The following is a 23251-nucleotide window of genomic DNA, read 5'->3' as shown; positions in this document are numbered from 1 at the left end:
TATGGATGAATTAGAATTATTAAAAAAAGATTGGCAAGCAAACAGCAAGCAAACCGATCAACACATATCAAGTGAGGCTATTTACCCGATGATGCATAAAAAATCATCATCGATTGTAAAAACACTTTTCTATATAAGTATTGCTGAGCTTGTGTTCTGGCTAATACTTAATTTGTATCCTTATTTTGCTTCAGAAAAATATCGTCAAGATTTGGAAATGATGTATGGAAATAGCACAACACTTATTGTTCTTACTCTAATAAGTATTATTGTTATTATCGTTTTTGTCTATTTACTTTACAAAGCTCACAAATCCATTTCTGTAACTGATAATGCTAAAAAACTCATGGAAAGCATTCTCAAAACAAGAAAGATTATTAAATATTATGTAGTTTTTAACTTGGTGATGGCTTTCGTAACCATAACAATGGGAATGTATTTTACAATGAATTACAATCCTGAAGTGTCAACTCAATTTGCACATATGTCTAGCAAGCAAATGTTTATTTCAATGCTTATTATGACTGTTGGTGTTGCAATTTTCTTACTCGTATTTTGGTTATTCTATCGTCTCATCTATGGGATTTTACTCAAACGACTTAATAGAAATTATAAAGAGCTTAAAAAATTAGAAGTCTAATTATGAAACCAGTAGTATTCTATATTGACAACAACGAGATTCAATTCACTGTGAATTTAATGGGTCTTGAAACTTTAAAAGTCAATGGTACTCAGATTTCAAAAAAATGGTCATTACCAAATAGAAAGCATAAGTTTACTCTAGACGCTTATGGTAAAACAGAACATTTTTACATCAAGACTAAACAAGCCTTTTCTACTGGGAATATTACAGTACAAATGTTTCATAACGATGTTCTTATTGATGAAGATGTTGTAGCATTTGATCTCATTATTACTAATAATTTAAAGGACAAATCTGATAACGGAATGTTTAGTACAGGACTAATATTTGTAATATTTGGGCTAATATTTGATTGGTCAAAATTATTCCTTTTTATAGGATTAATATTTTTGTTTAGCTCATTTACTGGAAATTCATGTGAAACAGAAACACCTAAAGATTCTAAAAAATCAGATTAGAATGACTAGTTGGTTAAAAGCCAAAAACAGATTTTTTTACAATCTTTCTACACTATTTATTTGTTTTAATTGGTAGAACTATATATGAAGTAGTCATCAGTTAAAATATTACAAAACTGATAGTCAACTACCAATCTCGCAACTCACGATTCAATCGTTCATTTTCCTCTAATTCTTCCTGCGGAATTACCTTTAAAAACGAAGGATGTTGCTCAATAGCGTATTCAATTTTTTCTACAATAGAATCAACAGATTCGTTTTCATAGTCAATCTCTAAAGGTGCTTTAATTTCAAAAGATTGAAATACATTTTTCTTCTTGACACGCAATCCTTTTTTATCAAAAGAACGTCTAAAACCATCAATAACAATTGGCACTACTATAGGCTTGTATCGTTTAATAATATGAGCAGTTCCTTTTCTAATAGGTTTGAATGGTGTTGTTGTACCTTGTGGAAACGTAATCACCCAACCATCTTCTAATGCTTTTCCTATACTAGAAATATCACTCATTTTAACCTGACGATTAATGTCCTTACCTTCAGATCTCCATGTGCGCTCAATACTTATAGAACCTACATAAGCTAAAATTTTTGGTAACAAACCAGATTTCATGGTTTCTTTAGCTGCAATGTAATATATGTTGAGTTTTGGATGCCAGAGATACCCAATATTTTTTATAGAATCTTCGCGATTGCTTAAACTCGCATTAAATACATGAAACATAGAAATAACATCTGCAAAATAAGTCTGGTGATTAGAAATAAAAAGCACATTGTTATCTGGTAGATTTTTAATAATCTCTGAACCTTCAATTTGAAGGTCATTAAAGCCTCTAAATCTACGATGTGTTAGAGCACCCAAGATTCTAATTAGCCATTTCTTTACAAAAAGTATGTGCCCAAAAGGGTTTCTTTTAAATAATCCCATTCATTTTCTAGTTATTATCAGAAAAACAAACTTACAAAAAACAATATTTTATAATACCCTTTTTAACAAGTCTTTTAATTCACTTAACATCATCGCTGTTGCTCCCCAAACGATATGACCATTAAGCGAAAACGCAGGAACGTCTAATTCGACATTCATTGAAGTCATCACTCCTACTTCAACGACATTATTATCATCTAAAAAATGAACTAAAGATACTTCTATAAGGTCCTCAACTTCTTCGTCTTGCTTGATAAATTTTGGCGTTTGCTTTGTTATTCCTAAGTAAGGAGATACTGTGAAATTACTAGGTGGAATATACATTTTTGACATCGCTCGTAAAACTTCAACATCTTCTATAGGTACACCAACTTCCTCAAAAGTTTCACGTAATGCAGTATATTCTAAATTTGGATCATCATCTTCATACTTGCCTCCTGGAAAACCCACTTGAGCAGAATGCACACCTTTATACGTCTTTCTCAAAATTAAAATCAAATGGGTTTCTCCTTCGGTATCGGGATAAAACAAAGCCATAACACCAGCTTGCCTGGCTTTTTTCATCTTTGCTTTATTTTCATCTATAAGTTCTTCACGAAAAGGAGGCGACATTTTAAATTGAGAGTCTTCGCCAGGAAGATTTAGATTTTTTATTTTTGAAGCAGATTTTATGAACGTTTCAAAATTCATTCCCTTATGAGGTTTTTTATAGTGATAGTATTATGTCTAATGATTTTCAATTGTGAAGATAAACAATCTCAAAAGAAAACACCTACACAAACTATAGATTCTACTCAGGTTAAAAAAGAGGTTGAGATTAAAGAAGCGGATTCTATTTCCGAAGAAAACAACCAAGAATTCTTATTGACTAAAGACAATGCAATGGAGTTCTTTCTAGAGTATGACAAAAAACACAAAGAGAATAAGGTTCGTATTGTCACCGATTTTGGAAACATCGATATCGAGTTATTTGAAGAGACTAAATTCCATCGTTCTAACTTCATCTACCTCGCCAAAAAAGGCTATTTCAATGACACTCAATTTTATAGAGTGATTGAAAATTATATCATTCAAGGTGGTAGTACAGATAATCGAGACGTGATGAAAAAGCGTCGTTATATTGGTAAATACTTGTTACCAACAGATACAGATCGTGGTTTTCATCATGATCGTGGTGTCATTTCTATGCCAAGTAGTGATATTGAAAATCCGTATAAATTAGCATCTCCTTATGAATTTTTCATCATGCTCAAAGATGTGCATGAGCTGGATGGTGATTATACAATCTTCGGAAAAGTAACAAGCGGACTAGATGTGGCTGATAAAATTGCAAATGTAGAAACAGACGATGCAGATTGGCCTCTTAAAAATGTATACATACGACGTGTTGAGATTCTAGAGTAATATTCTATATTTTATTTCTCGTAAAAACGCAGTGTGACGCAAAGTTTACTCTTGAGGTTTACTGTTGGACTTAAAATTTAATGATATTAGTCAACTTAGTAAATTCCTTCCCTTTTTTCAAGGGAAGGTGGATTCGATTTCAGTAAAGCAATCAAAAATGGAAGGGTTCATTACACAAAACTTCTTTATTATAATTAACACCTCGTCTTTGGTCTCTTCTTCAATACCAAATCCACTCCTACTTGAAAAGGAGCAGAATTTAAAAATAAAATATGCTCGATATTCTGTCTAATAAATTAACAATTCTACAACAATCTCTTAGTCATTTTTAACTATCTTCAAACACACAAAACCAATATAAAAAATTAATGATTTCAAAATCCCTAAAAGCTGTATTTGTATGCAGTATCGTTCTGTTTTCTAGTTGTAAGGACGACAAAAATTCCGAAGAAAAAATGACAACAAACACTAGCGATAATATCTTGCTACAAAAGTGGACTGGTCCTTATGAAGGTGTTCCTGCTTTTGACAAAATGAATGTTAAAGACCTCAAAGAAGCTATAGAAACTGGTATGACATTAGGTCTTGAAGATATTGATGCGATTGCTAACAATACTGAAGCTGCTACATTTGAAAACACAATTGTACCTCTTGAAGCTTCAGCAAAAGAACTTAATGACGTGTTTACCTACTACGGAATCTTTAGTAGCAATATGTCATCTCCAGAATTTAGAGATATACAAGGGGAATTAGCTCCTAAATTATCAGACTATAATTCAAAAATATCGCAAAACGAGAAGTTATTTCAACGTGTGAAAGCGGTTTATGATGCGTCACAAAAAAATCCTTTGCCTACAGATCAGCAACGTGTTGTTGACCTAACGTATAAAGGGTTTGAAATGAATGGTGCCAACCTTAATGCTGAACAGAAAAAGCGTTACGCAGCAATCAATAAAGAATTATCATCTTTATATACCGATTTTTCTAACAACGTACTTCACGATGAAGAAAACTATGTGACGTATTTGAATAAAAATCAATTGGGTGGATTATCTGAATCTTTTATTAAATCTGCTGCAAAAATAGCGACAGATAAAGGTCAAGATGGTAAATATGCGATTACAAATTCGAGGTCATCAATGGATCCTTTTTTGACATATTCTACAGAAAGAGATCTCAGAAAAATCGTTTGGACTAATTATTACGCAAGAGGAGACAATGGAGATGACTACGATAACAACCAGATTATTGCAGAAATTCTAAAACTCCGTAAAGAACGTGTTGGACTAATGGGTTATGACAATTTTGCAGAATGGAGACTTCAAGATCGTATGGCAAAAACTCCAGAAAATGCAATGGATTTAATGATGGCTGTTTGGCCTGCTGCTATTGCTCGTGTGGGTGAAGAAGTTGCAGATATGCAAACCGTAGCAAATGCTAATGGAGACAAACTTAAAATTGAACCTTGGGATTATCGCTATTATGCTGAAAAAGTACGTCAGAAAAAATACGATTTAGACAGTGACGAAGTCAAGCAATATTTACAATTAGACAAATTAACAGAGGCGATGTTTTATGTAGCTGGTCGTTTGTTCAATTACAAATTTACTCCTATTGAAGACCAAAAAGTACCAGTATTTCATGAAGATGTAAAAGTTTGGGAAGTCACAGATAAAGACTCAGGAAAACACATTGGACTTTGGTATTTAGACCCTTATGCACGTGAAGGAAAACGCTCTGGTGCTTGGGCTACAACTTATAGAAGTTATACATCTTACCAAGGCGAAACTAATGTATTGGCTTCTAACAATTCCAACTTTGTAAAGCCTGCTCCTGGAGAATCTGTTTTAGTATCTTGGGATGATGCAACAACGTTTTTCCATGAATTTGGTCATGCACTACATTTCTTTTCTAGTAACGTAAAATATCCAACTTTAAATGGTGGTGTGAGAGATTACACAGAGTTTCAATCGCAATTATTAGAACGTTGGTTATCTACAGATGAAGTGATTAATCAGTTTTTAGTGCATCATGAAACTGGAGAGCCAATTCCTGCGTCTTTGGTAGAAAAAATCAAAAAAGCGTCGACTTTCAATCAAGGTTTTGGAACTACAGAATATTTAGCATCTGCACTAATGGATATGAAATTACATTTAGCAGATCCTACCAATATTGACATTGATAAATTTGAACGCGAAACTTTAGCAGAATTAAAAATGCCTAGTGAATTGCCAATGCGTCACAGAACACCTCAATTTGGTCATGTGTTTTCTGGAGAAGGTTATGCTACTGCATATTACGGTTACATGTGGGCAGATGTTTTGACAAGTGATGCTTCAGAAGCGTTTAAAGAAGCTCCAGGTGGTTTCTACGACAAAGAAGTTGCAGATAAATTGGTGAAATATTTATTTGCACCTAGAAATTCTATGGATCCTGCAGAGGCATATCGCCTATTTAGAGGTCGTGAAGCAAAAATTGAAGCATTGATGCGTGATCGTGGATTTCCTGTTCCTACGGAAAATTAAAACCTAATTATTATTCCAATTAAAAACCTCTTAACTATAGACTACTATAATTAAGAGGTTTTTTCTTATTTTTATTTCTGAAATCTTAAACACCCAAAAACCAAAACTATGAAAAACGCATTAATTGCCATAGCCTTCTTATTTAGCATCTCAATAGGTGCTCAGGCAGATAGAGGGTCAAAACTAAAAGTAAAAGACAAGGCTACAGATTTCACTGTACAAATGTTAGATGGAGAATCTATTACATTGTCTGATTTAAAAGGAAAAGTCGTACTCGTCAACTTTTGGGCAACTTGGTGTGGACCTTGCTTAATGGAGTTTAAAGAAATTCCGAAGGAAATATTAGAACGTTTTGCAGATGATGATTTTGTTTTTATTCCTATTTCTAGAGGAGAAAACAAGTTTTTAGTTGAACAAAAAATGGTAAGCCTTAAGAAAAAAGGCATAGAATTTAATGTTGGTCTAGATCCTACAAAAGAAATCTGGGACGAATATGCTACAAAATACATCCCAAAAAATTACTTGATAGATAAGGATGGTGTGATTAGATATATTTCTACTGGCTATTCTGAGGATAGTATGGAGACGCTTGTGAAGGAAATAAAGAAGTTGTTGTAAGTTTTAGTTTGACTTGAATTATGCTCGATTGATCTAGGTTTGTCATTCCTGCGAAGGCAGGAATCCATAGATTTATTAGTTTTAGATTCCTGCTTTCGCAGGAATGACAGTTTATAAAATTATAGCCTAATTAAGTAAATATTAAATCACTCAACCTCTTTCTTATACAAACTAGGCAAGCTTATCTTAAACTTAACTGCAATCAAGCGTATCACAATCACAACAATAATAGCGATGACGAAGATCAAATTGGAATCTGCCATAAATTTCCGAAGTAAAAAATAAGTCAAACCTCCAATAATACAAGCAGTTGCATAGACTTCTTTTCTAAAAATTACAGGAATTTCATTACATAAAATATCACGAAGTACTCCTCCAAAACAAGCGGTCATTGTCCCTAACGAGATGCAAATTATTGGATGTAAACCTGCTCCTATACCTTTTTCTATACCAACAACTGTATATAATCCAATTCCGATAGTATCAAACAAGAAAAGTGAGGTTCGCAGATAGTTAATTTTACTCCGAAGTAAAATAGCAAATATGGTTGCTCCAAAAATCACATATACATAAGTCATATTCGTCATCCATGACACAGGATTTACTCCAATCATAACATCACGTAAGGTCCCACCTCCTACTGCGGTTACAAAGGCAATAATAAGCACTCCAAAAGGATCCATCTTTTTATTGAGAGCTACTAAAACTCCAGAAATAGCAAAAGCTATGGTTCCTAAAACATCTATGACTTGAAAAAACATGACGTATTTATTTTTTTTGCAAAGGTAGTTTGTGTAATTGATTTAACAATAGTGTGAAATAACTATTTAATAAATACAGTAAGAGAACTATTGGGTTAAAATTAAAACGTTTTTGAGACAAAACTCCCTTGCGTATAATAATTATAATCTTTTAGGATGGTATCCACAAATTCCATATCGCTTCCATTAAAATCTTTAATCTCTACGACCTGTACAATTTTAGTTCGTAATTTGATGAGCGTTTCATAATCTCTGGCAGCTTTTGCTCTCACGAATGTATCTTTAATGATACGAGCATCATTATCTGATAATTTAATCACATTAGGATACGTTGGCACATAGCTATCCTCCAATTCTTCTAAAATAGTATGACTGATATTCACATTGTTTTTTAGTGTAATCACAGAGGTCCCTGCTGTCATATCTCCCAAACGCTGACTCTTTTTACTAGTCACAATTGCTATAAGCGCAATGATACCAGATAACATATTCAAATCTACAATTCTAAAAAACCAACGGATTAAATAATCTCCTATTCCTGCTTGATAACCATCAATCTTTACGACTTGAATTTTCATAATTCTTTTACCGATGGTTTGCCCATTAAGTAAAGATTCTAATACTAGAGAATAAAACATTACAGGAAGAAGAAAACTCATATAAATGGCTGTTTGAGACCATACATCCATATCATCAATAGCATCGTGCCAATCAAATAAGTTAAACACAATTTGAAATGCGACTACGATGTAAGCAACCTTTATAACCCAATCAATAATATAAGCTAAAATACGTTCACCAACACTTGCTGCGATGAAATTTATATTAACGTTTTGTGTCGTATTTATTTGTAACTCTACCATTAATTGCTTTAATTTGAATGCGTATGAGAGAAGTGGCTTTTATAAAACAAAATAAAGAAAAATGGCTAAATTTTGAAAAGGCTATTTTTGGAAAAACTCTAAAAAACCCTGATGAATTAGCATCACTTTATATTCAGTTAGTAAATGATCTGTCTTACGCTCAAACTTACTATCCCAAAAGTAAAACAATTCTTTATTTAAACAACTTAGCAGCTAAAGCATTTCAAAAAATTTATAAAACCAAACGCGAAGACACGAATAGATTCCTACATTTCTGGAAGATTGAAGTCCCTTTGATTGTTTATGAATATAGACGCTACATCTACTATGCATTCGCCATATTCTTAAGTTTTGTATCTATAGGAGCGCTTTCTGCTGCCTATGATGATTCTTTTGTGAGATTAATTTTAGGTGATGGATATGTGAATATGAGTTTGGAGAACATAGAAGCTGGAGATCCCGTTGCTGTTTATAAAAGCGGAAGTACATGGGGAAGTGCAATTGGTATTACCATAAATAATATTAGAGTTGGTATAAATTCATTTGTATTGGGCATTTTTGGAGGACTGGGAACCGCATATTACATGTTAATTAATGGTATTATGGTTGGAGCTTTCCAATATTTTTTCTATCAAGAAGGTGTACTTTGGGAAAGTGTTCGTGGGATTTGGATTCATGGTTCTATGGAAATTTTCGCCATCGTCATTGAAGGTGCTGCAGGATTAATCTTAGGAGCTAGTATTCTATTTCCAAAAACATACTCTAGAAAAGTCTCTTTTAAAATGGGTGTAAAAAATGGTGTGAAAATTTTAATAAGCACCTTCCCTTTTACCATTGCAGCAGGATTTTTAGAAGGTTATGTCACGAGATATTCTAACACGATGCCTAATTGGTTATCGGTTGGGATTATTTTAATAACATTAAGTTTGATTTCATATTACTATTTAATTTACCCATTTATACTCAATAAAAAATTAAAAAACCTACATGCAGTTATATAAATCTAGAGGCTTTGGTGAGTACTTTCAAGATACGTTTGCGTTTTTAAAACAAAATGGAAAACACTTGTTTAAGCACTTTTTTATTATTAATGGGATTTTCTTATTGATCCTCATCGTTATAGGTTACTTTTTTAGTAAATTCTATACCGAAGTTCTTTTTGGGGGCTTAATAAATGGAAACACTTCTGCTTTGGATGAATACATGAATCAAAACTCTGGCATATTTATATTACTATTATTCGTGTTCATCATCGTAGGTTTAATTGCTACTGTGATTTCGTATTCTTACGTTCCTATATACTTGAAATTATATACCCAACATGATGGCAAAAATTTCACAGCAACAGATATTATCAACACTTATAAAGCCAATATTGGCAAAATATTTATTTTTTTACTCTGCGGAATAGTTGTCGCAATACCTGTAACAATTAGTGCTGGTATATTAATTTTTGTACTCACCATTACGATTATAGGGATCCTTGGATGGCCTTTGGTCATAGGTGCTGTAAGTTTATTTTATCAAGGCACGCTTATGGAATATCTTGATGGAAAACGCGGTATTTGGGACAGTTTTGGATACTCTTGGCAAATGATGAGCTCAAAATTTTGGGCAGCAATTGGCTGTGTCGGACTCTTTTATTTAATGAGCTATATCGCACAAAATGTGATTGCACTAATCCCTTATATTTTTGGGATGGTTAATCTGTTTACAGACATAGACACCAATTTAGGACCAGAACCAATGGCCATCCAAAAAACCATGACTGTAATGATGCTAGCTATTTTTATGTTGACATTTCTAGTAAGTAGTATTCTCAATGTCATTTTACAACTCAATCAAGGTGTGGTGTATTACAGTCTTAAAGAAGATAATGAAAATATCAATACCAAAAGCGATATTGATTTAATTGGATCTGGTGAATAGATTATTTTTCTTACATATCGTCCTTTTTTTCTTCGGTATCTCATCGCATGCAAATGCCATAACTCTAGATACCACAACGCGATTACAAACCATGCAAGATTCTGTTTACATTGATACTGAACCTATCAACAAACGAGAATATGACAATCTAAAAGATAAATATGACGGTAATGAGTTTATCTATGAACGTAATGTAGAGAACTCTGGATGGTGGTCTAGATTTAAACAATGGTTATCAGATTTTTTCAAGGATTTATTTGATTTCAATAGTGATGCTCAAGCTTCAGATTTTACTGATATTGCATTGAAGATTTTTTATGTGGTCATTTTTCTGTTGGTCGTATTCTTTATTGTTAAGGCGATTATCAATAAAGAAGGTAATTGGGTCTTCGGAAAGTCTAGCGATAAATCTATTATTCCTGTTACAGATATTGAGAATAATATTTACGAAACCGATTTTAAATCACTCATCGCAGAAGCTGAAAAAGGAAACAATCACAGACTCGCTATTAGATATTATTACTTGTGGTTATTGAAGACGCTTTCTGAAGCAGAAATCATAGATTATGATGTAGAGAAAACCAATAGCGATTACCATTTAGAAATCGAAAACAAAGACACAAAAGAAGAATTTTCATATACCTCATACCTTTATAATTATATCTGGTATGGAGAGTTTGATATTGATGACACTCAATTTGAAAAGGCTAAAAAAGCATTTACTCAATTTTTAAAAACAGTTAAGAAATGAGTAGAACATTAAAAATATACGTCGGGATTTTAATACTGCTTTTTGTTGGAATTATTGCTATAGAATTCTCAACACCTGCTCCTATAAACTGGAAAAAAACATACAATGAAACTCAAAAAATACCGTACGGTACATTTGTTTTTTACGAAGAACTAACCAACATGTTCCCAGAAAGTAAAGTGCATGATATTAAAGTAACACCTTATCAATATTTTGATGATTACTACACTTGGGAAGACAGCACTTATTTAACCACTGGAACATATGTTGTAATAGATGAATATCCTAATTTAGATAACTCATCTGCTCAAGAATTATTAGATTTTGCATCACATGGCAATGACATCTTTATATCAAGTAATCACTTTCCAGAACGTCTTTTAGATTCTTTAGGATTTCACATACAAAATGAATATTCATTTAAAGGCAAAGCAGAATTCACGTTTACAAATCCTGCTTTTGAAAGTGATTCTATTTCCGTAGAAAAAGGATTAAATAACATTTATTTCTCAAAAATTGACACGCTCAACACAATCGTTTTAGGGCATCAAAAATTTGAAGATAGCACCTATACTAATTTTATAGAAGTACCTTGGGGAACTGGTAATTTTTATCTGCATTTGCAACCTGTAGTATTTACAAATTACCATTTACTTAAAAAAGATAATCGCAAATATGCATCTAGTGTGATGTCTTATCTTAATGATGATACCCTCTTTTTTGATTCTAGAAACAAATTTGGAAAAGAATTAGGCAGTTCACCATTGCGTTTTATTTTTAGTCAGCCAGCATTACGTTGGGCTTGGTATTTAACGCTCATCACAACTATTTTATTTATGATTTTTAATGCTAAGAGGCGACAACGTATTGTCGAGGTCAAAGAACCATTAAAAAACACGACCGTAGATTTCACCAAAACAATTGGTAATTTATATTACGAAACCAAAGATCATGACAATTTAATTGAGAAAAAAATCACATATTTCTTAGAGTATATAAGGCGTGTCTATTATTTAGACACTCAAATCTTAGATGAAAAGTTTGTAAAGAATTTGTCTTTAAAATCTGGAAAAGATAAAGATGATATTAAAGAATTAATTAACCTGATTGCATATTTAAAAGCAAAAACATTTTGTAATGAAGCCGATTTATTACGATTAAATAATGCTATTGAAGATTTTTATACAACATAAATTATGGAACATTTAGACGACAACAAAAACGAAGATTTAACACCAAATACAGACCAATTTGATGAGTCGTTATTGGGAGATCCAAACGCAGCAGCATCTATTGAACCTTTGCAAAACATTGAAACTACACCAAGTGATCTTAGCTTTACAAATCGTATTGATTTAAGCGAGCTTCAAGAAGGTATTGCGTTAATAAAAGGTGAAATAAGCAAAGTTATTGTTGGTCAAAAAGGAATGATAGACATGCTCATTGCGTCTATTCTTGCCAATGGTCATTCACTTATTGAAGGTGTTCCAGGAGTTGCAAAAACGATTTCGGCTAAGTTATTAGCAAAATCGTTGGATGTTGGATTTAGCAGGATTCAGTTTACACCAGATTTAATGCCAAGTGATATATTGGGTACATCTGTTTTTAATATGAAAAACTCTGAGTTTGATTTTAAACAAGGTCCGATTTTTTCTAATATGATACTTATTGATGAGATCAACAGAGCTCCTGCAAAAACGCAAGCTGCTTTATTTGAAGTGATGGAAGAACGCCAAGTTACCATTGATGGTAATAAATACAAAATGGAATTACCTTTTATTGTTCTAGCAACTCAAAACCCAGTAGAACAAGAAGGAACGTACCGTTTACCAGAAGCACAATTAGACCGTTTCTTATTTAAAATAGACATTGATTACCCTAATATTGATGAGGAAGTAGAAATCTTAAATCGAGAACATAATTTACAAGGTAAAGGCAAAACAGATCAAGTTACTGCACATTTGAGTGCTACTCAAATTATTAAATTTCAAGGTTTAGTAGAGCAAATCAAAGTAGAATCACATCTCATCAAATACATTGCAGATATGATTGTGAACACACGTAACAATCCGTTTTTATACTTAGGCGCTTCACCAAGAGCATCTATTGCTATATTAAAAGCCAGTAAAGCATTTGCTGCCATGGACGGACGAGATTTTGTAACACCAGAAGACATTAAACGCTCTGCAATACCAGTATTGCAACATCGTGTCATAGTCACACCAGAACGCGAAATGGAAGGTGTAACGACTAAACAGATCATTAAGCAGATTATTGAAGCTGTAGAAATCCCTAGGTAGAAATATCTGGAAGTTAACAGTATTCTTAGGGATTGGATTTGGCTAACTTCTATTTGAGATAGATCACATTTTAATTTACTGATTATCAATACTTAACAACAAACAAATACACATTTTTTTGAAACGTATAAAACCATTTTTTCTTCAAAACAGATTTTTCTATGCATGCATTGCCATCATTGTTTTGTTTGTTTTGAGTTTTATTTTCCCAAGAGGTTTTGCGATTGTTAAATTGTTGGTTTTATTATTAGCAATGCTCACTATTTTAGACACGATCATCCTATTTGCTGCTAAAAACGGAGTTAAAGGCAAGCGTGTATTACCAGAGAAATTTTCTAATGGTGATGAGAATCCTGTAAACCTAGTTATCAGTAACTATTACACGTTTAATGTTAATGTGACGATTATTGATGAAGTACCTGTGCAATTCCAAGTTAGAGATTTTAGTATAGAACGAAAATTAGAAGCGTCGAGTTCTTCGGAAATAGAATACAAATTACGTCCTGTAGAACGTGGTGAGTATCACTTCGGAAAGTTGAACATTTACGTTACTTCGGTCTTTGGACTTATTTCGAGACGGTTCATTTCCGAAGATAATGCAATGGTACCAACCTACCCTAGTTTTATGCAATTGCGTAAGTACGATTTGATTGCCATAAGTAATAATTTGCATCAATATGGGATTAAGAAAATCCGGAAGATTGGTCATACCATGGAGTTTGAGCAAATTAAAGATTATGTGTTGGGTGATGATTTACGAACCATAAACTGGAAAGCAACCGCAAAGCGAAACCAATTGATGGTGAATCAATTTCAAGACGAAAAATCACAACCTGTCTATTCTATTATTGATAAAGGTCGTGTAATGAAAATGCCTTTTGACGGATTAACACTTCTCGATTATGCCATAAATGCATCGTTAGTGATTTCTAATGTGGCTTTAAAAAAACAAGATAAAGCAGGAATTTTAGCTTTTTCTAAGAAAGTAGAAAATATTGTGGTTGCAGAGCGTCGTACCTCTCAAATGAACCTCATTTTAGAAACGCTCTATAATGTGAGTACAGATTTCTATGAAAGTGATTACAGCAGGCTCTACGCAGATGTTAAACGAAACATCACACAACGAAGTTTAATGCTCCTTTATACTAATTTTGAAACTTTAGACAGTTTGCATAGACAATTACCTTATTTAAAAGGAATCGCTAAAAGTCACTTGCTCGTTGTTATCTTCTTTAAAAATACAGAGCTCAATACTCTTATTACTAAAAAATCAGAAACCGTACAGCAAGCCTATGATAAGGTCATTGCAGAGAAATTTGCTTTTGAAAAACGATTGATTGTCAACGAACTTCAAAAATATGGCATTCAGTCTATCTTAACCTCTCCACAAGATTTAACTATTGATACCATTAATAAATATTTAGAGATTAAAGCTCGAGGACTATTGTAAATCTAATTTACACTTCTTAAGACCTTACTGTGCTTCATCAAAATTATAAAAGATGCACTAATACTCTATTTTGGTTGTTATCTAAAATCTTGAGAAAGAAAAAAAACCTTAACAATCTATATGAAATAAAAGTTAGTTATTTGTCAAAAAGGTTATGCATGAAAATAAAGATTGATAAGTTCGTTCTGTTCATTATAGTTGCGATAGCAGTAGCTTATATATTCCCTCAATGGGGAACACAAGACAGTAAAATTCCTATCAACACGATTAGCACTATAGGTATTTCCCTTATCTTCTTTTTCTACGGACTTAAATTAAACCCTAGACAATTAAAAGAAGGGCTTAAAAACTGGAAATTACATTTATTAGTGCAAGCCTCTACCTTTTTAATTTTTCCTTTACTAGTTTTATTAGTACATCCATTCATTCAAAATGAAGAACAAGAAACCATTTGGTTGGCGTTCTTTTTCTTGGCTGCTTTGCCATCAACGGTATCCTCTTCTGTCGTCATGGTCTCCATGGCAAAAGGAAATATACCTGCAGCTATTTTTAATGCCAGTATCTCTGGAATTATCGGTATTGTTCTTACACCATTATGGATGGGACTATTTGTGAATGATATAGAAACAGAATTTGATTTTACAGACATCTATATTAAACTTATTGTCCAGATAATTGTACCTGTTATAATAGGGCTTCTTTTAAACCGCTTCTTTGGTAGCTTTGCACAAAAGCATAGTAGTAAACTTACCCTATTTGATAAATCCATTATACTATTAATCATTTACAAAAGCTTTGCTCAATCTTTTGAAGATAACATATTCAGTTCTGTCTCTATTTTAGATTTAATAGCCATTTTAGTTGGTGTTATTCTACTGTTTTTAACAGCCTTTTATCTTACTGGGCTTTTGGCTAAAAAAATACATCTCAATAAAGAGGATCAAATTACAGCACAGTTTTGTGGTACTAAAAAATCATTAGTACATGGTACCGTTTTTTCAAAAATACTGTTTGGGAATATGGCATCTATTGGTATAATATTATTACCACTCATGTTGTTTCATGCCACACAAATACTAATAATCAGCATAGTTGCAACAAAATTAGGGGTTCGAAAGTTGGACAATCCATAAAAATCACAAAAGAGTTTGTGGTTTATTTGCTTGCACACAGCAACTTACTACATTAAATGACTTCTACCATTTAAAGATTTACTAAATTAGCGTTATAGTGTGGATATAGACTATAGCGTATATCCCATTGTTGCCAGTAATTTAAACCAACCAAGTAAAATGGAAGAAAATAACGAAATTAAAAGAAAACCAAATATTGAAAGGATAATAGGAATTATACTTTTGATTCCACCAATTATTGGAGTTTTACTGTTTACTCTCAATCTGTTTTCTAACGATTTTGGTAGAATTGTGGAATTGAGAAATTTAAGTTCGGAATGGACAGGAAATTATTCAAGCGATGGCGGTGGATATATGTCAGCAGCACCAATTTATTTAGGATTAATGGCTATTGCTGGTGCATATTTAATTAAAGGAACAAGCAAAAATTAAGAAATCTATGACTGAACAAGACGCAAAAAACCATTTATATGACCTTTGGCAAAACGGAGAAATTCCGAATAATTTTACCGAAGACCATTCAGATTTTTATAAAGCAGTAAACTATACAAAAAAGAACAATCAATTTGACTACGAAGATTTTTATGCAAGTATTGCAATAATAAAGTTCGGAATTTGGCAAGTAGAATCTGATGCTTTAGTTGGTAAAGGTGGAAGAGATTATATTATTGAGAGTAGTAGATTTTGGGAAACCAGAGATTATAATGGTCATTTAGTTTGGGATTGGTTAATTCATTTGACCGAAAAAACTTGGATTAATCAAGAGAGCGTAAAAGACTTGAATACGGCTTTCTTTTTCTGTCAAGATTATTTCAGAAAAAACAAACCAGCTAATTTACCTTATGTTTCGACTGCTCAAACTTTAAATATTCAAAAGCAGATATTAGAAATAGAAGAGGAAATGGCAAAATCTGAAAAAGTCAGTGAACTCGGAATTGTTGAAATTGACACTGAAGATATGCTGAAATATAGCGAATTACTGAGCAATATTAAATACTTGTAGAAAAAAACTACTGGCAACACCGTGTATAATTCATTGCTAGTTCTAGCCTACCTACGAAAGTCCTCGCGGACTTTCTATCGGTGATTTATTTGCTAACTTTAGTGCTTAAACCACGCAACGAAATCATACACAACAACGTTGTAGCTAATTTCTTGAATTATTATTTAGCGAATTTCGGTAACATTTGTATTAGTTTCTCGTCTTCTTTTCATGAGAACTTTGCTGTTTCTATTCTTAATTTTTAGTTCTAATATAGGATATTCTCAATCTGATTATCAGAGGGATATAATAGGCTCATGGACTTTGTTGTCCGAGCGATACACTAATCCCTTAATATGCCTTCCCAATGAGGAACCGACAAAAAACAATACGCTAATTCTCATTTTTTATAAATTCAATGATTTGATTATTTATTCACGAAAGCAAGACCAAGAGAGTATAACGGAAGGAACATGGGAAATTAATGACGATAATCACCTTATAATTAAATCAAAAGAAATAATCATCGAAATGAAAATTCGGTTTTCTAATTCAAAACTATTTTTACATAATACTGACGTTGTATTCGAATTTGAAAAAAAATAACTAGCTACAACAACGTGTATAATTAATTGCTTGGGCAAGTGCTTATTTGGAAAATTCCTTCGGAATTTTCTCTGGTTCGTGTTTCTTTATTAAATTAGTTGCTTAAACACGCAACTAACCATACACAAACCCGTTAGCTGTAATATGACCAAAACGACCAGAATAGAGTATTTAAAGCTAAAAAGAGCTGAATATAATAATCGAATTATTATCGAGAAAAAAGAGAATGCTCTAAATGAATTTTTGACCGAATTGAATAGTTTGGAATCTGAATTAGTGAAAGTTGTTTCTTCAAACATAGATATAGAAAATATTGCTGAACCAGCTTTGTATGACAAACCTAAAAAACCAATCTATACGGAATTGAGGTTTAAAACAATTGATGAAGAATTGTACGTTAAGAATGAAATCAAGAACTGGATTTTGGAACAGAAATCAGGTAGAATTTTAATTAAGAATGAGTTTCTTATCGACAAAACTGATTGGTTGGAAATAAAATCGGAATCGTTAATTCGGAGCTTCGATTTACTTTTTGACAAACTGAATATTATTTATACTTTAATGTTCGTTCCTGAAAATGGAAATTTTATTAACTCATTTGAATTTGAATATGATGTGACAATTTACAAAGGAAATTTAATGGAAAAAGAAATAAAATACTACAGCTAACACCGTGTATAATTAATTGCTTTTCCTTGCTTACGTACGAAAATCCCTTCGGATTTTCTATGTCGTGATTATTTATTAACTTAGTCGCTTAACCACGCAACTAACCATACACAAACACGTTGGCAAACATTTGACGCAACCTTTCGAAAGAAATCGCATCTACAGAGTAAATAAGAATTATAATGAGAAAAATTAAATTATTGAACTTAACTTTTATTCTATTTCTGTTTTTCAGTTGTGGACCAAATGACGACGATGGAACTACATCAAGTCTTCCGAATTTAACAACAGAAGGAAAAAACACATTTGGATGCAAAATAAATGAACAGATTTTTCTACCGAGAGATGCAGGTGGATTAAACATAAACGACCCTGTGCCAATTCTAAAAGCTCTATATGTCTATGATGAATATTTTTTTAATGGATACAGATTAAGCATTTTTGCCGATAACGAAATATTGAATAAATCAATCCGAATTGAAATGACTGGCTCACAAACACCTCTGGAAGAAGGCGGAATTTATCCAATAATTATAGAGGAAAATGATAATATTCACGCAACCTATGGTTTTTGGGATGATATAGTTTATAATGATGACGGAACAGGATATCAGCTTGTTTATGTATATACTACAAACAATGAGGTTTCTGGAGAATTAGAGATTATAAAATTAGATACAGAAAATCAGATTATTTCTGGAACTTTTTGGTTTGACAGTGAAGAAGTTAATAGTGGAGAAATTGCGGAAATTAGAGAAGGTCGATTTGACATAACTTACACAATTTCATTTTAAGAATAAAAAACGATTTGCCAACACCGTGTATAATTAATTGCTTTGGCAAGTGCTTATTTGGAAAATTCCTTCGGAATTTTATCTGGTTCGTATTTGTTTACTAATTTAGTTACTTAACTACGCAACTAACCATACACAACAACGTTGTATGCCATTTGACCAAACCAAGAACAATCCATCAAAAAAATGAAATATGTCTAATTTTAAATTACTTTTTTCCGACTATTTTGAAATTGACAATTCAACTTTAGAAAAATTTGGAGCATTAAATATTTGTTTGAGTTCTGACTTACCAATGTTTATTGACCCATTTTTATTATTTGCATCTGAAAAACCAGAATACAAAGAACTTCATAAAAAAGTAGTTGAACATTTACTCATTTTAAAAGAATTTGCGACAGAAAATAACGGAATAGATGTCAATTTAAATCTATTCAAATTTCCCGAAATCAAACAAAATTGGTTAGGATTGGCAAAATATGGAAATGGAGGAAAAGGATTAGGAAAGAAATTTGCAAATGGAGCTATTACAGCTTTTAATGGTTTTTATAGCACTTTTGGAGAAGAAGAAATAACTGCTGAAACTCATATAGAAAAATTGACTCTTTTAAATTCTGGAGTTGGAAAAGATTTTATTAGTGATTTTACGACAAACTTAATACAAGAATATCTACTTGAGTTTACCGAAAATTTTGCAAAAAAGCATTTAAAAGAAAATCAAACCAAAGACTTTTCAATAAGGTGTCGATTCGATAAAAAAACAAAAATATGGCAACCTAGAACTTTTAAACTGCCATACTTTTTTAGAGAAAACGGTGGAGATTTCATTATTCTAACACCTTTAGATATTTTAACAGTAGATGATGCTGTAATCAATAATTCTGATTTTTATTCAAGCTTTCACAATGTAACAAGGTCTTTAGAAAATTCATCTTTACGTTCAGCTATTAATGATTTTTTCAGGTCTCATTTACCAAGAAAACCAAAAAAGAAAGATAAAGAATATGCATTCTTAAAAACAATCAGGAAATTTCCTGATTTAGTAGACTTTTATATAAAACTAAAAGAAGACAAAAAGTATGAAGTTACTTCTGCTTCAATGTCACAAATTAATGAACTAAAAGAAAAATTAGTTGATGCTCTAACACCACTATGTGAGTTACTAAATAAGAATAGTGATTTTTACAAATTACAGTCAAATAGTTATGATGAATCTCTTAAAAGAGCTTTGTATCTAAAAGACGTAATTGAAAATAATGATGGTTATCGTATTTTCTACGATGGTCATAGACCTATTGCGAAGGAAGACACTATACAAAGAATATTTAGGCTGACTTGGTATGCTTCACCATATGATGTAAATGCGGAAGTAAATAATGGTCGTGGTCCAGCAGATTACAAAGTTTCTTTTGGAAGTGGAGATTCAACTATTGTTGAATTTAAGTTAGCTAAATCATCTTCGTTAAAGAGAAACTTAGAAAACCAAACAGACGTTTATAAATCTGCATCAAAATCTGCTAGTGATATTTCAGTAGTTTTATGTTACACATCATCAGATATCCGAAAGGTCAATAAAGTTTTAAAAGAAATTAAAAAAGAGAATCACGAAAACATAGTAGTCATAGACGCTACAAGAAAAGCATCAGCTTCTAAAGTTTAATAATCGGAATGAAAAAAAACGGCATACAACACCGTGTATAATTAATTGCTTGGTTCTAGCCTACTTGCGAATATTCCTGCGGAATATTCACGGGTTCGTAAATGTTTACTAAATTAGTTGCTTAAACACGCAACTAACCATACACAAAACCGTTGTGCTTCATTAACACCAACCGCTAACCAATGATAAAATTCTTTAGAAAAATTAGACAAAAAACTCTGACTGAAAATAAATTCGGAAAATATCTGACTTATGCAATCGGTGAAATTATTCTTGTCGTAATCGGAATTTTACTTGCATTGAGCATCAACACGTGGAACGAAGATCGAAAGGAAAAATTGGTTATTAGAAATCTGTTAAATAACATCCGTTTGGATATGCAGGCAGATACAATGCAGTTTTCTAAAAATATCAAAGATATTCCGGAAGTCATAGAAAATGCTACATTATTACTTAATAGTACCGAATTAGACACATTATCTGCGAATGAATTATTTAACAACCTTCCTTATTATTCATTCTATTATGTTATAAATAATAAAAGCTATGAAAAAGTCATAACTGCAGGAATAACGGATTTTTTTGAATTCAACGAACTATATAATGACATCAATACCTATTACACTCTGAATGCTAATGCATATCAAAAAATTATAAAATGGGATGATGATGATACCACAGCAGATGGTTCTCTTTGGTTAGCAATGGGTTTTGAAATTGATATTTATGCAAATTTCACTTACACGGAAAATGATGTAAGGTTTGCACAGACCGAAGAAAATAGAAAAACTGTTTTTATAGAACAATTAGATAAACCCCAAATGAGAAATTCTATAAAAATGAGTCTATATCGAAAAAGATATTTGGACAATATATTAACTAAAACAAAACAAAGAGCAAAAGACATTATCCTTAAAATTGATGAACAATTGCGAGAATAACGAAAGCACAACACCGTGTATAATTAATTGCTTTGGCAAGTGCTTATTTGGAAAATTCCTTCGGAATTTTCTCGCGTTCGTTTTTGTTTACTAAATTAGTTGCTGAAACACGCAACTAACCATACACAAAACCGTTGGCAACAAGCTAAAAAAACATAAATATGAAAATAAGTAAATTATTATTCCTTTCGATTATTTCGCTTTTGTTTATTAGTGCTGATAAGCCAATGCAAACTTTTGATTTTAGAATTAGGACAATTACTGCAGGCGTAACTTTAGAAAATCTTGATGATTTAAATTCAATAAATAAGGCAATTGCATTTTTAGAAAAAGCAAAAACAATATATACTAACAATGGTTACGAAGTACAGGACATAAGAATTTCCACACAGAACTTACACGAGTTAGTCACAAACAAGCCAACTGAACATACAATAAAACAACTCAAAAAAATTGACAAAATATTGGTTCAAAATAGTATAAGTCTATCTATTGGCGAATTGATATCTGGCAATCAATATGATGAAAACCTTGCTGAATGGACAGTTGAATTAATTAAAGAGACTTCTAACATTAATTTTAATGTTTCAATTTCTTCAGAGAGTCACGGAATACATCATAAGACAATTAAAACAGCATCAGAAATTTGTCTTGCACTATCGAAGAACAGTAAAGGTGGCGAAGCGAATTTTAGATTTACTGCTTCCGCAAATTGTCCGGACGGAATACCCTTTTTTCCTGCCGCATATCATAAAGGGAAAAACAGTTTTGCTATAGGATTAGAATATCCCAATCTTATTACTAAAGTATTTGAAAAATCTAATTGGGAGAACGCAGAAACTAATCTAAAAAACGAATTGAACAAACAGTTTAAACCCATTGAAATTATAGGTCAAACTCTACAAACTTCTGACTGGAGCTATGACGGAATTGATACTTCACCTGCACCTGGATTAGATGCAAGTATTGGACAAGCAATTGAGACTTTAACAGGTAAACCATTTGGCAGTCCAACAACTTTGAGTGCTTGCTCGATAATTACAACGGTCATCAAAAATTTAGACGTAAAATCTTGTGGTTATTCAGGACTAATGCTTCCTATAATTGAGGATATGGTTTTAGCAAAAAGAGCAATGGAAGACAACTATACTGTTGAGGAATTGTTGTTGTTCTCATCTGTTTCAGGAACGGGTTTAGATGTTATTCCTGTTGCTGGAGATATATCAAAAGAAACGATTGAAGGAATATACAGAGATGTAGCATCTTTATCGATTAAATATTTCAACAAAGCTTTGTCGGCAAGGTTATTTCCAATTCCCGAAAAAAATGCTGGCGATATTATTAGTTTTGATAATCCTTATCTGACTTCTTCGGTTGTTATGAAATTGAATTAATAGTATGAAGAAAAGCCAGTTGCCAACAATGTATATAAAACATAGCTATTATAGGCTTTACGAGAGGTTTGTATGTATTTGCGAAGACCGCCAAATTTTTAAATTTGGCTTTTAGAAAAATTAAGATAAAAAGAAAAATTTAAAAATTCGGCTCGTGTATAATCCGAAACGATAGCGTCTTTTTTGCACGCTACGTTTCATATACGGAGACGTTGTGCACAATTTTGACCCGTCCTGAATAAAGGCTACATAATTTTAAACATTATGTACAAAAATGACAAAGTAATTAGACGTTACAGCGAACCTTTTAAATTAAAAATTTTAGCTGAACTTACAACAGGAAAACACACAAAGAGTGAACTTTGTAAACTCTACTCTATTGCACCTACAACAGTAAACGTGTGGATTAAAAAGTATAATCGTAAAGACTTAATGAACACCA

At 32.1% G+C, this 23251-nt stretch carries 24 protein-coding genes; 20 read left to right on the top strand and 4 right to left on the bottom strand.

What is annotated here, in order from left to right; translation table 11 throughout:
• Position 1: 1 nt before the first annotated feature.
• Together IM744_RS20100 and IM744_RS20095 are read left to right on the top strand one after the other, a co-directional pair.
• Positions 2-640, top strand: coding sequence for a hypothetical protein (locus IM744_RS20100; protein ID WP_194509966.1), 639 nt, complete (start codon positions 2-4; stop codon positions 638-640).
• Positions 641-642: 2 nt separating this feature from the next.
• Positions 643-1101 (top strand): YgaP family membrane protein, encoded by a 459-nt coding sequence (locus IM744_RS20095; RefSeq protein ID WP_194509965.1) that lies wholly within the window; start codon positions 643-645, stop codon positions 1099-1101.
• A gap of 127 nt (positions 1102-1228) precedes the next feature.
• On the opposite strand, the gene IM744_RS20090 is transcribed toward IM744_RS20095, so the two are convergent.
• Positions 1229-2029: a lysophospholipid acyltransferase family protein gene (locus IM744_RS20090; protein WP_194509964.1), complete on the bottom strand. Its 801-nt coding sequence runs from the start codon at positions 2027-2029 to the stop codon at positions 1229-1231.
• Positions 2030-2077: 48 nt separating this feature from the next.
• Entirely contained in the window at positions 2078-2719 is a 642-nt protein-coding gene (locus IM744_RS20085; protein WP_194509963.1) for an NUDIX hydrolase, read from the bottom strand.
• Between the two features lie 6 nt (positions 2720-2725).
• Between IM744_RS20085 and IM744_RS20080 the strand changes: the two genes are divergently transcribed.
• The 3 genes from IM744_RS20080 to IM744_RS20070 all read left to right on the top strand — a co-directional run bounded on the left by IM744_RS20080 (position 2726) and on the right by IM744_RS20070 (position 6576).
• Positions 2726-3433 (top strand): peptidylprolyl isomerase, encoded by a 708-nt coding sequence (locus tag IM744_RS20080; protein WP_194509962.1) that lies wholly within the window; start codon positions 2726-2728, stop codon positions 3431-3433.
• A gap of 368 nt (positions 3434-3801) precedes the next feature.
• The gene (locus tag IM744_RS20075; protein WP_194509961.1) at positions 3802-5958 is read left to right on the top strand and encodes a M3 family metallopeptidase; all 2157 of its coding nucleotides are present in this window, start codon (positions 3802-3804) and stop codon (positions 5956-5958) included.
• A gap of 108 nt (positions 5959-6066) precedes the next feature.
• Positions 6067-6576 carry a TlpA family protein disulfide reductase gene (locus tag IM744_RS20070; protein WP_194509960.1) on the top strand — a complete coding sequence of 170 codons (510 nt, stop codon included), beginning with the start codon at positions 6067-6069 and terminating at the stop codon, positions 6574-6576.
• Positions 6577-6722: 146 nt separating this feature from the next.
• On the opposite strand, the gene IM744_RS20065 is transcribed toward IM744_RS20070, so the two are convergent.
• Both IM744_RS20065 and IM744_RS20060 read right to left on the bottom strand, forming a co-directional pair.
• The gene (locus IM744_RS20065) at positions 6723-7337 is read right to left on the bottom strand and encodes a trimeric intracellular cation channel family protein (protein ID WP_194509959.1); all 615 of its coding nucleotides are present in this window, start codon (positions 7335-7337) and stop codon (positions 6723-6725) included.
• Between the two features lie 101 nt (positions 7338-7438).
• Entirely contained in the window at positions 7439-8200 is a 762-nt protein-coding gene (locus IM744_RS20060) for an RDD family protein (protein ID WP_194509958.1), read from the bottom strand.
• A 23-nt stretch (positions 8201-8223) separates the two neighbouring features.
• Here IM744_RS20060 and IM744_RS20055 point away from each other — a divergent pair, with 23 nt between their 5' ends.
• The 15 genes from IM744_RS20055 to IM744_RS19985 form a co-directional block, all read left to right on the top strand.
• A complete protein-coding gene (locus IM744_RS20055; protein WP_194509975.1) occupies positions 8224-9201 on the top strand; it encodes a stage II sporulation protein M in 978 nt (325 codons plus the stop codon).
• Positions 9188-10129, top strand: coding sequence for a hypothetical protein (locus tag IM744_RS20050; RefSeq protein ID WP_194509957.1), 942 nt, complete (start codon positions 9188-9190; stop codon positions 10127-10129). The genes IM744_RS20055 and IM744_RS20050 overlap by 14 nt, the downstream gene beginning before the upstream one ends.
• A complete protein-coding gene (locus IM744_RS20045) occupies positions 10122-10880 on the top strand; it encodes a DUF4129 domain-containing protein (RefSeq protein ID WP_194509956.1) in 759 nt (252 codons plus the stop codon). Before IM744_RS20050 ends, IM744_RS20045 begins: the two co-directional genes overlap by 8 nt.
• Entirely contained in the window at positions 10877-12073 is a 1197-nt protein-coding gene (locus tag IM744_RS20040; RefSeq protein ID WP_194509955.1) for a DUF4350 domain-containing protein, read from the top strand. Before IM744_RS20045 ends, IM744_RS20040 begins: the two co-directional genes overlap by 4 nt.
• 108 nt (positions 12074-12181) lie before the next feature.
• Positions 12182-13180, top strand: a complete 999-nt coding sequence (locus tag IM744_RS20035; RefSeq protein ID WP_379660185.1) for an AAA family ATPase — start codon at positions 12182-12184, stop codon at positions 13178-13180.
• A 118-nt stretch (positions 13181-13298) separates the two neighbouring features.
• Positions 13299-14630 carry a DUF58 domain-containing protein gene (locus IM744_RS20030; protein WP_194509953.1) on the top strand — a complete coding sequence of 444 codons (1332 nt, stop codon included), beginning with the start codon at positions 13299-13301 and terminating at the stop codon, positions 14628-14630.
• A 158-nt stretch (positions 14631-14788) separates the two neighbouring features.
• On the top strand, positions 14789-15763 hold the full coding sequence (locus IM744_RS20025) for a bile acid:sodium symporter family protein (RefSeq protein WP_194509952.1): 975 nt from the start codon (positions 14789-14791) through the stop codon (positions 15761-15763).
• Between the two features lie 159 nt (positions 15764-15922).
• Positions 15923-16195 (top strand): hypothetical protein, encoded by a 273-nt coding sequence (locus IM744_RS20020; RefSeq protein ID WP_194509951.1) that lies wholly within the window; start codon positions 15923-15925, stop codon positions 16193-16195.
• A gap of 7 nt (positions 16196-16202) precedes the next feature.
• Positions 16203-16766: a hypothetical protein gene (locus tag IM744_RS20015; protein WP_194509950.1), complete on the top strand. Its 564-nt coding sequence runs from the start codon at positions 16203-16205 to the stop codon at positions 16764-16766.
• A gap of 729 nt (positions 16767-17495) precedes the next feature.
• Entirely contained in the window at positions 17496-18020 is a 525-nt protein-coding gene (locus tag IM744_RS20010) for a hypothetical protein (protein WP_194509949.1), read from the top strand.
• 182 nt (positions 18021-18202) lie between these two features.
• Positions 18203-18814 (top strand): DUF6252 family protein, encoded by a 612-nt coding sequence (locus tag IM744_RS20005; RefSeq protein WP_194509948.1) that lies wholly within the window; start codon positions 18203-18205, stop codon positions 18812-18814.
• Positions 18815-19007: 193 nt separating this feature from the next.
• Complete coding sequence (locus IM744_RS20000) at positions 19008-20474, top strand: hypothetical protein (RefSeq protein WP_194509947.1); 1467 nt, start codon at positions 19008-19010, stop codon at positions 20472-20474.
• Between the two features lie 182 nt (positions 20475-20656).
• Positions 20657-21415, top strand: coding sequence for a DUF6090 family protein (locus IM744_RS19995; RefSeq protein WP_194509946.1), 759 nt, complete (start codon positions 20657-20659; stop codon positions 21413-21415).
• A gap of 161 nt (positions 21416-21576) precedes the next feature.
• Positions 21577-22809, top strand: a complete 1233-nt coding sequence (locus IM744_RS19990; RefSeq protein ID WP_194509945.1) for a DUF711 family protein — start codon at positions 21577-21579, stop codon at positions 22807-22809.
• Between the two features lie 264 nt (positions 22810-23073).
• A partial coding sequence (locus tag IM744_RS19985) for a transposase (protein ID WP_194509944.1) occupies positions 23074-23251 on the top strand: 178 nt, incomplete at its 3' end.

Source organism: Psychroserpens luteus (genome assembly GCF_015319355.1).
In the GTDB taxonomy this organism is placed as follows: domain Bacteria; phylum Bacteroidota; class Bacteroidia; order Flavobacteriales; family Flavobacteriaceae; genus Psychroserpens; species Psychroserpens luteus.
This window is presented reverse-complemented; position numbering and strand designations above follow the sequence as displayed.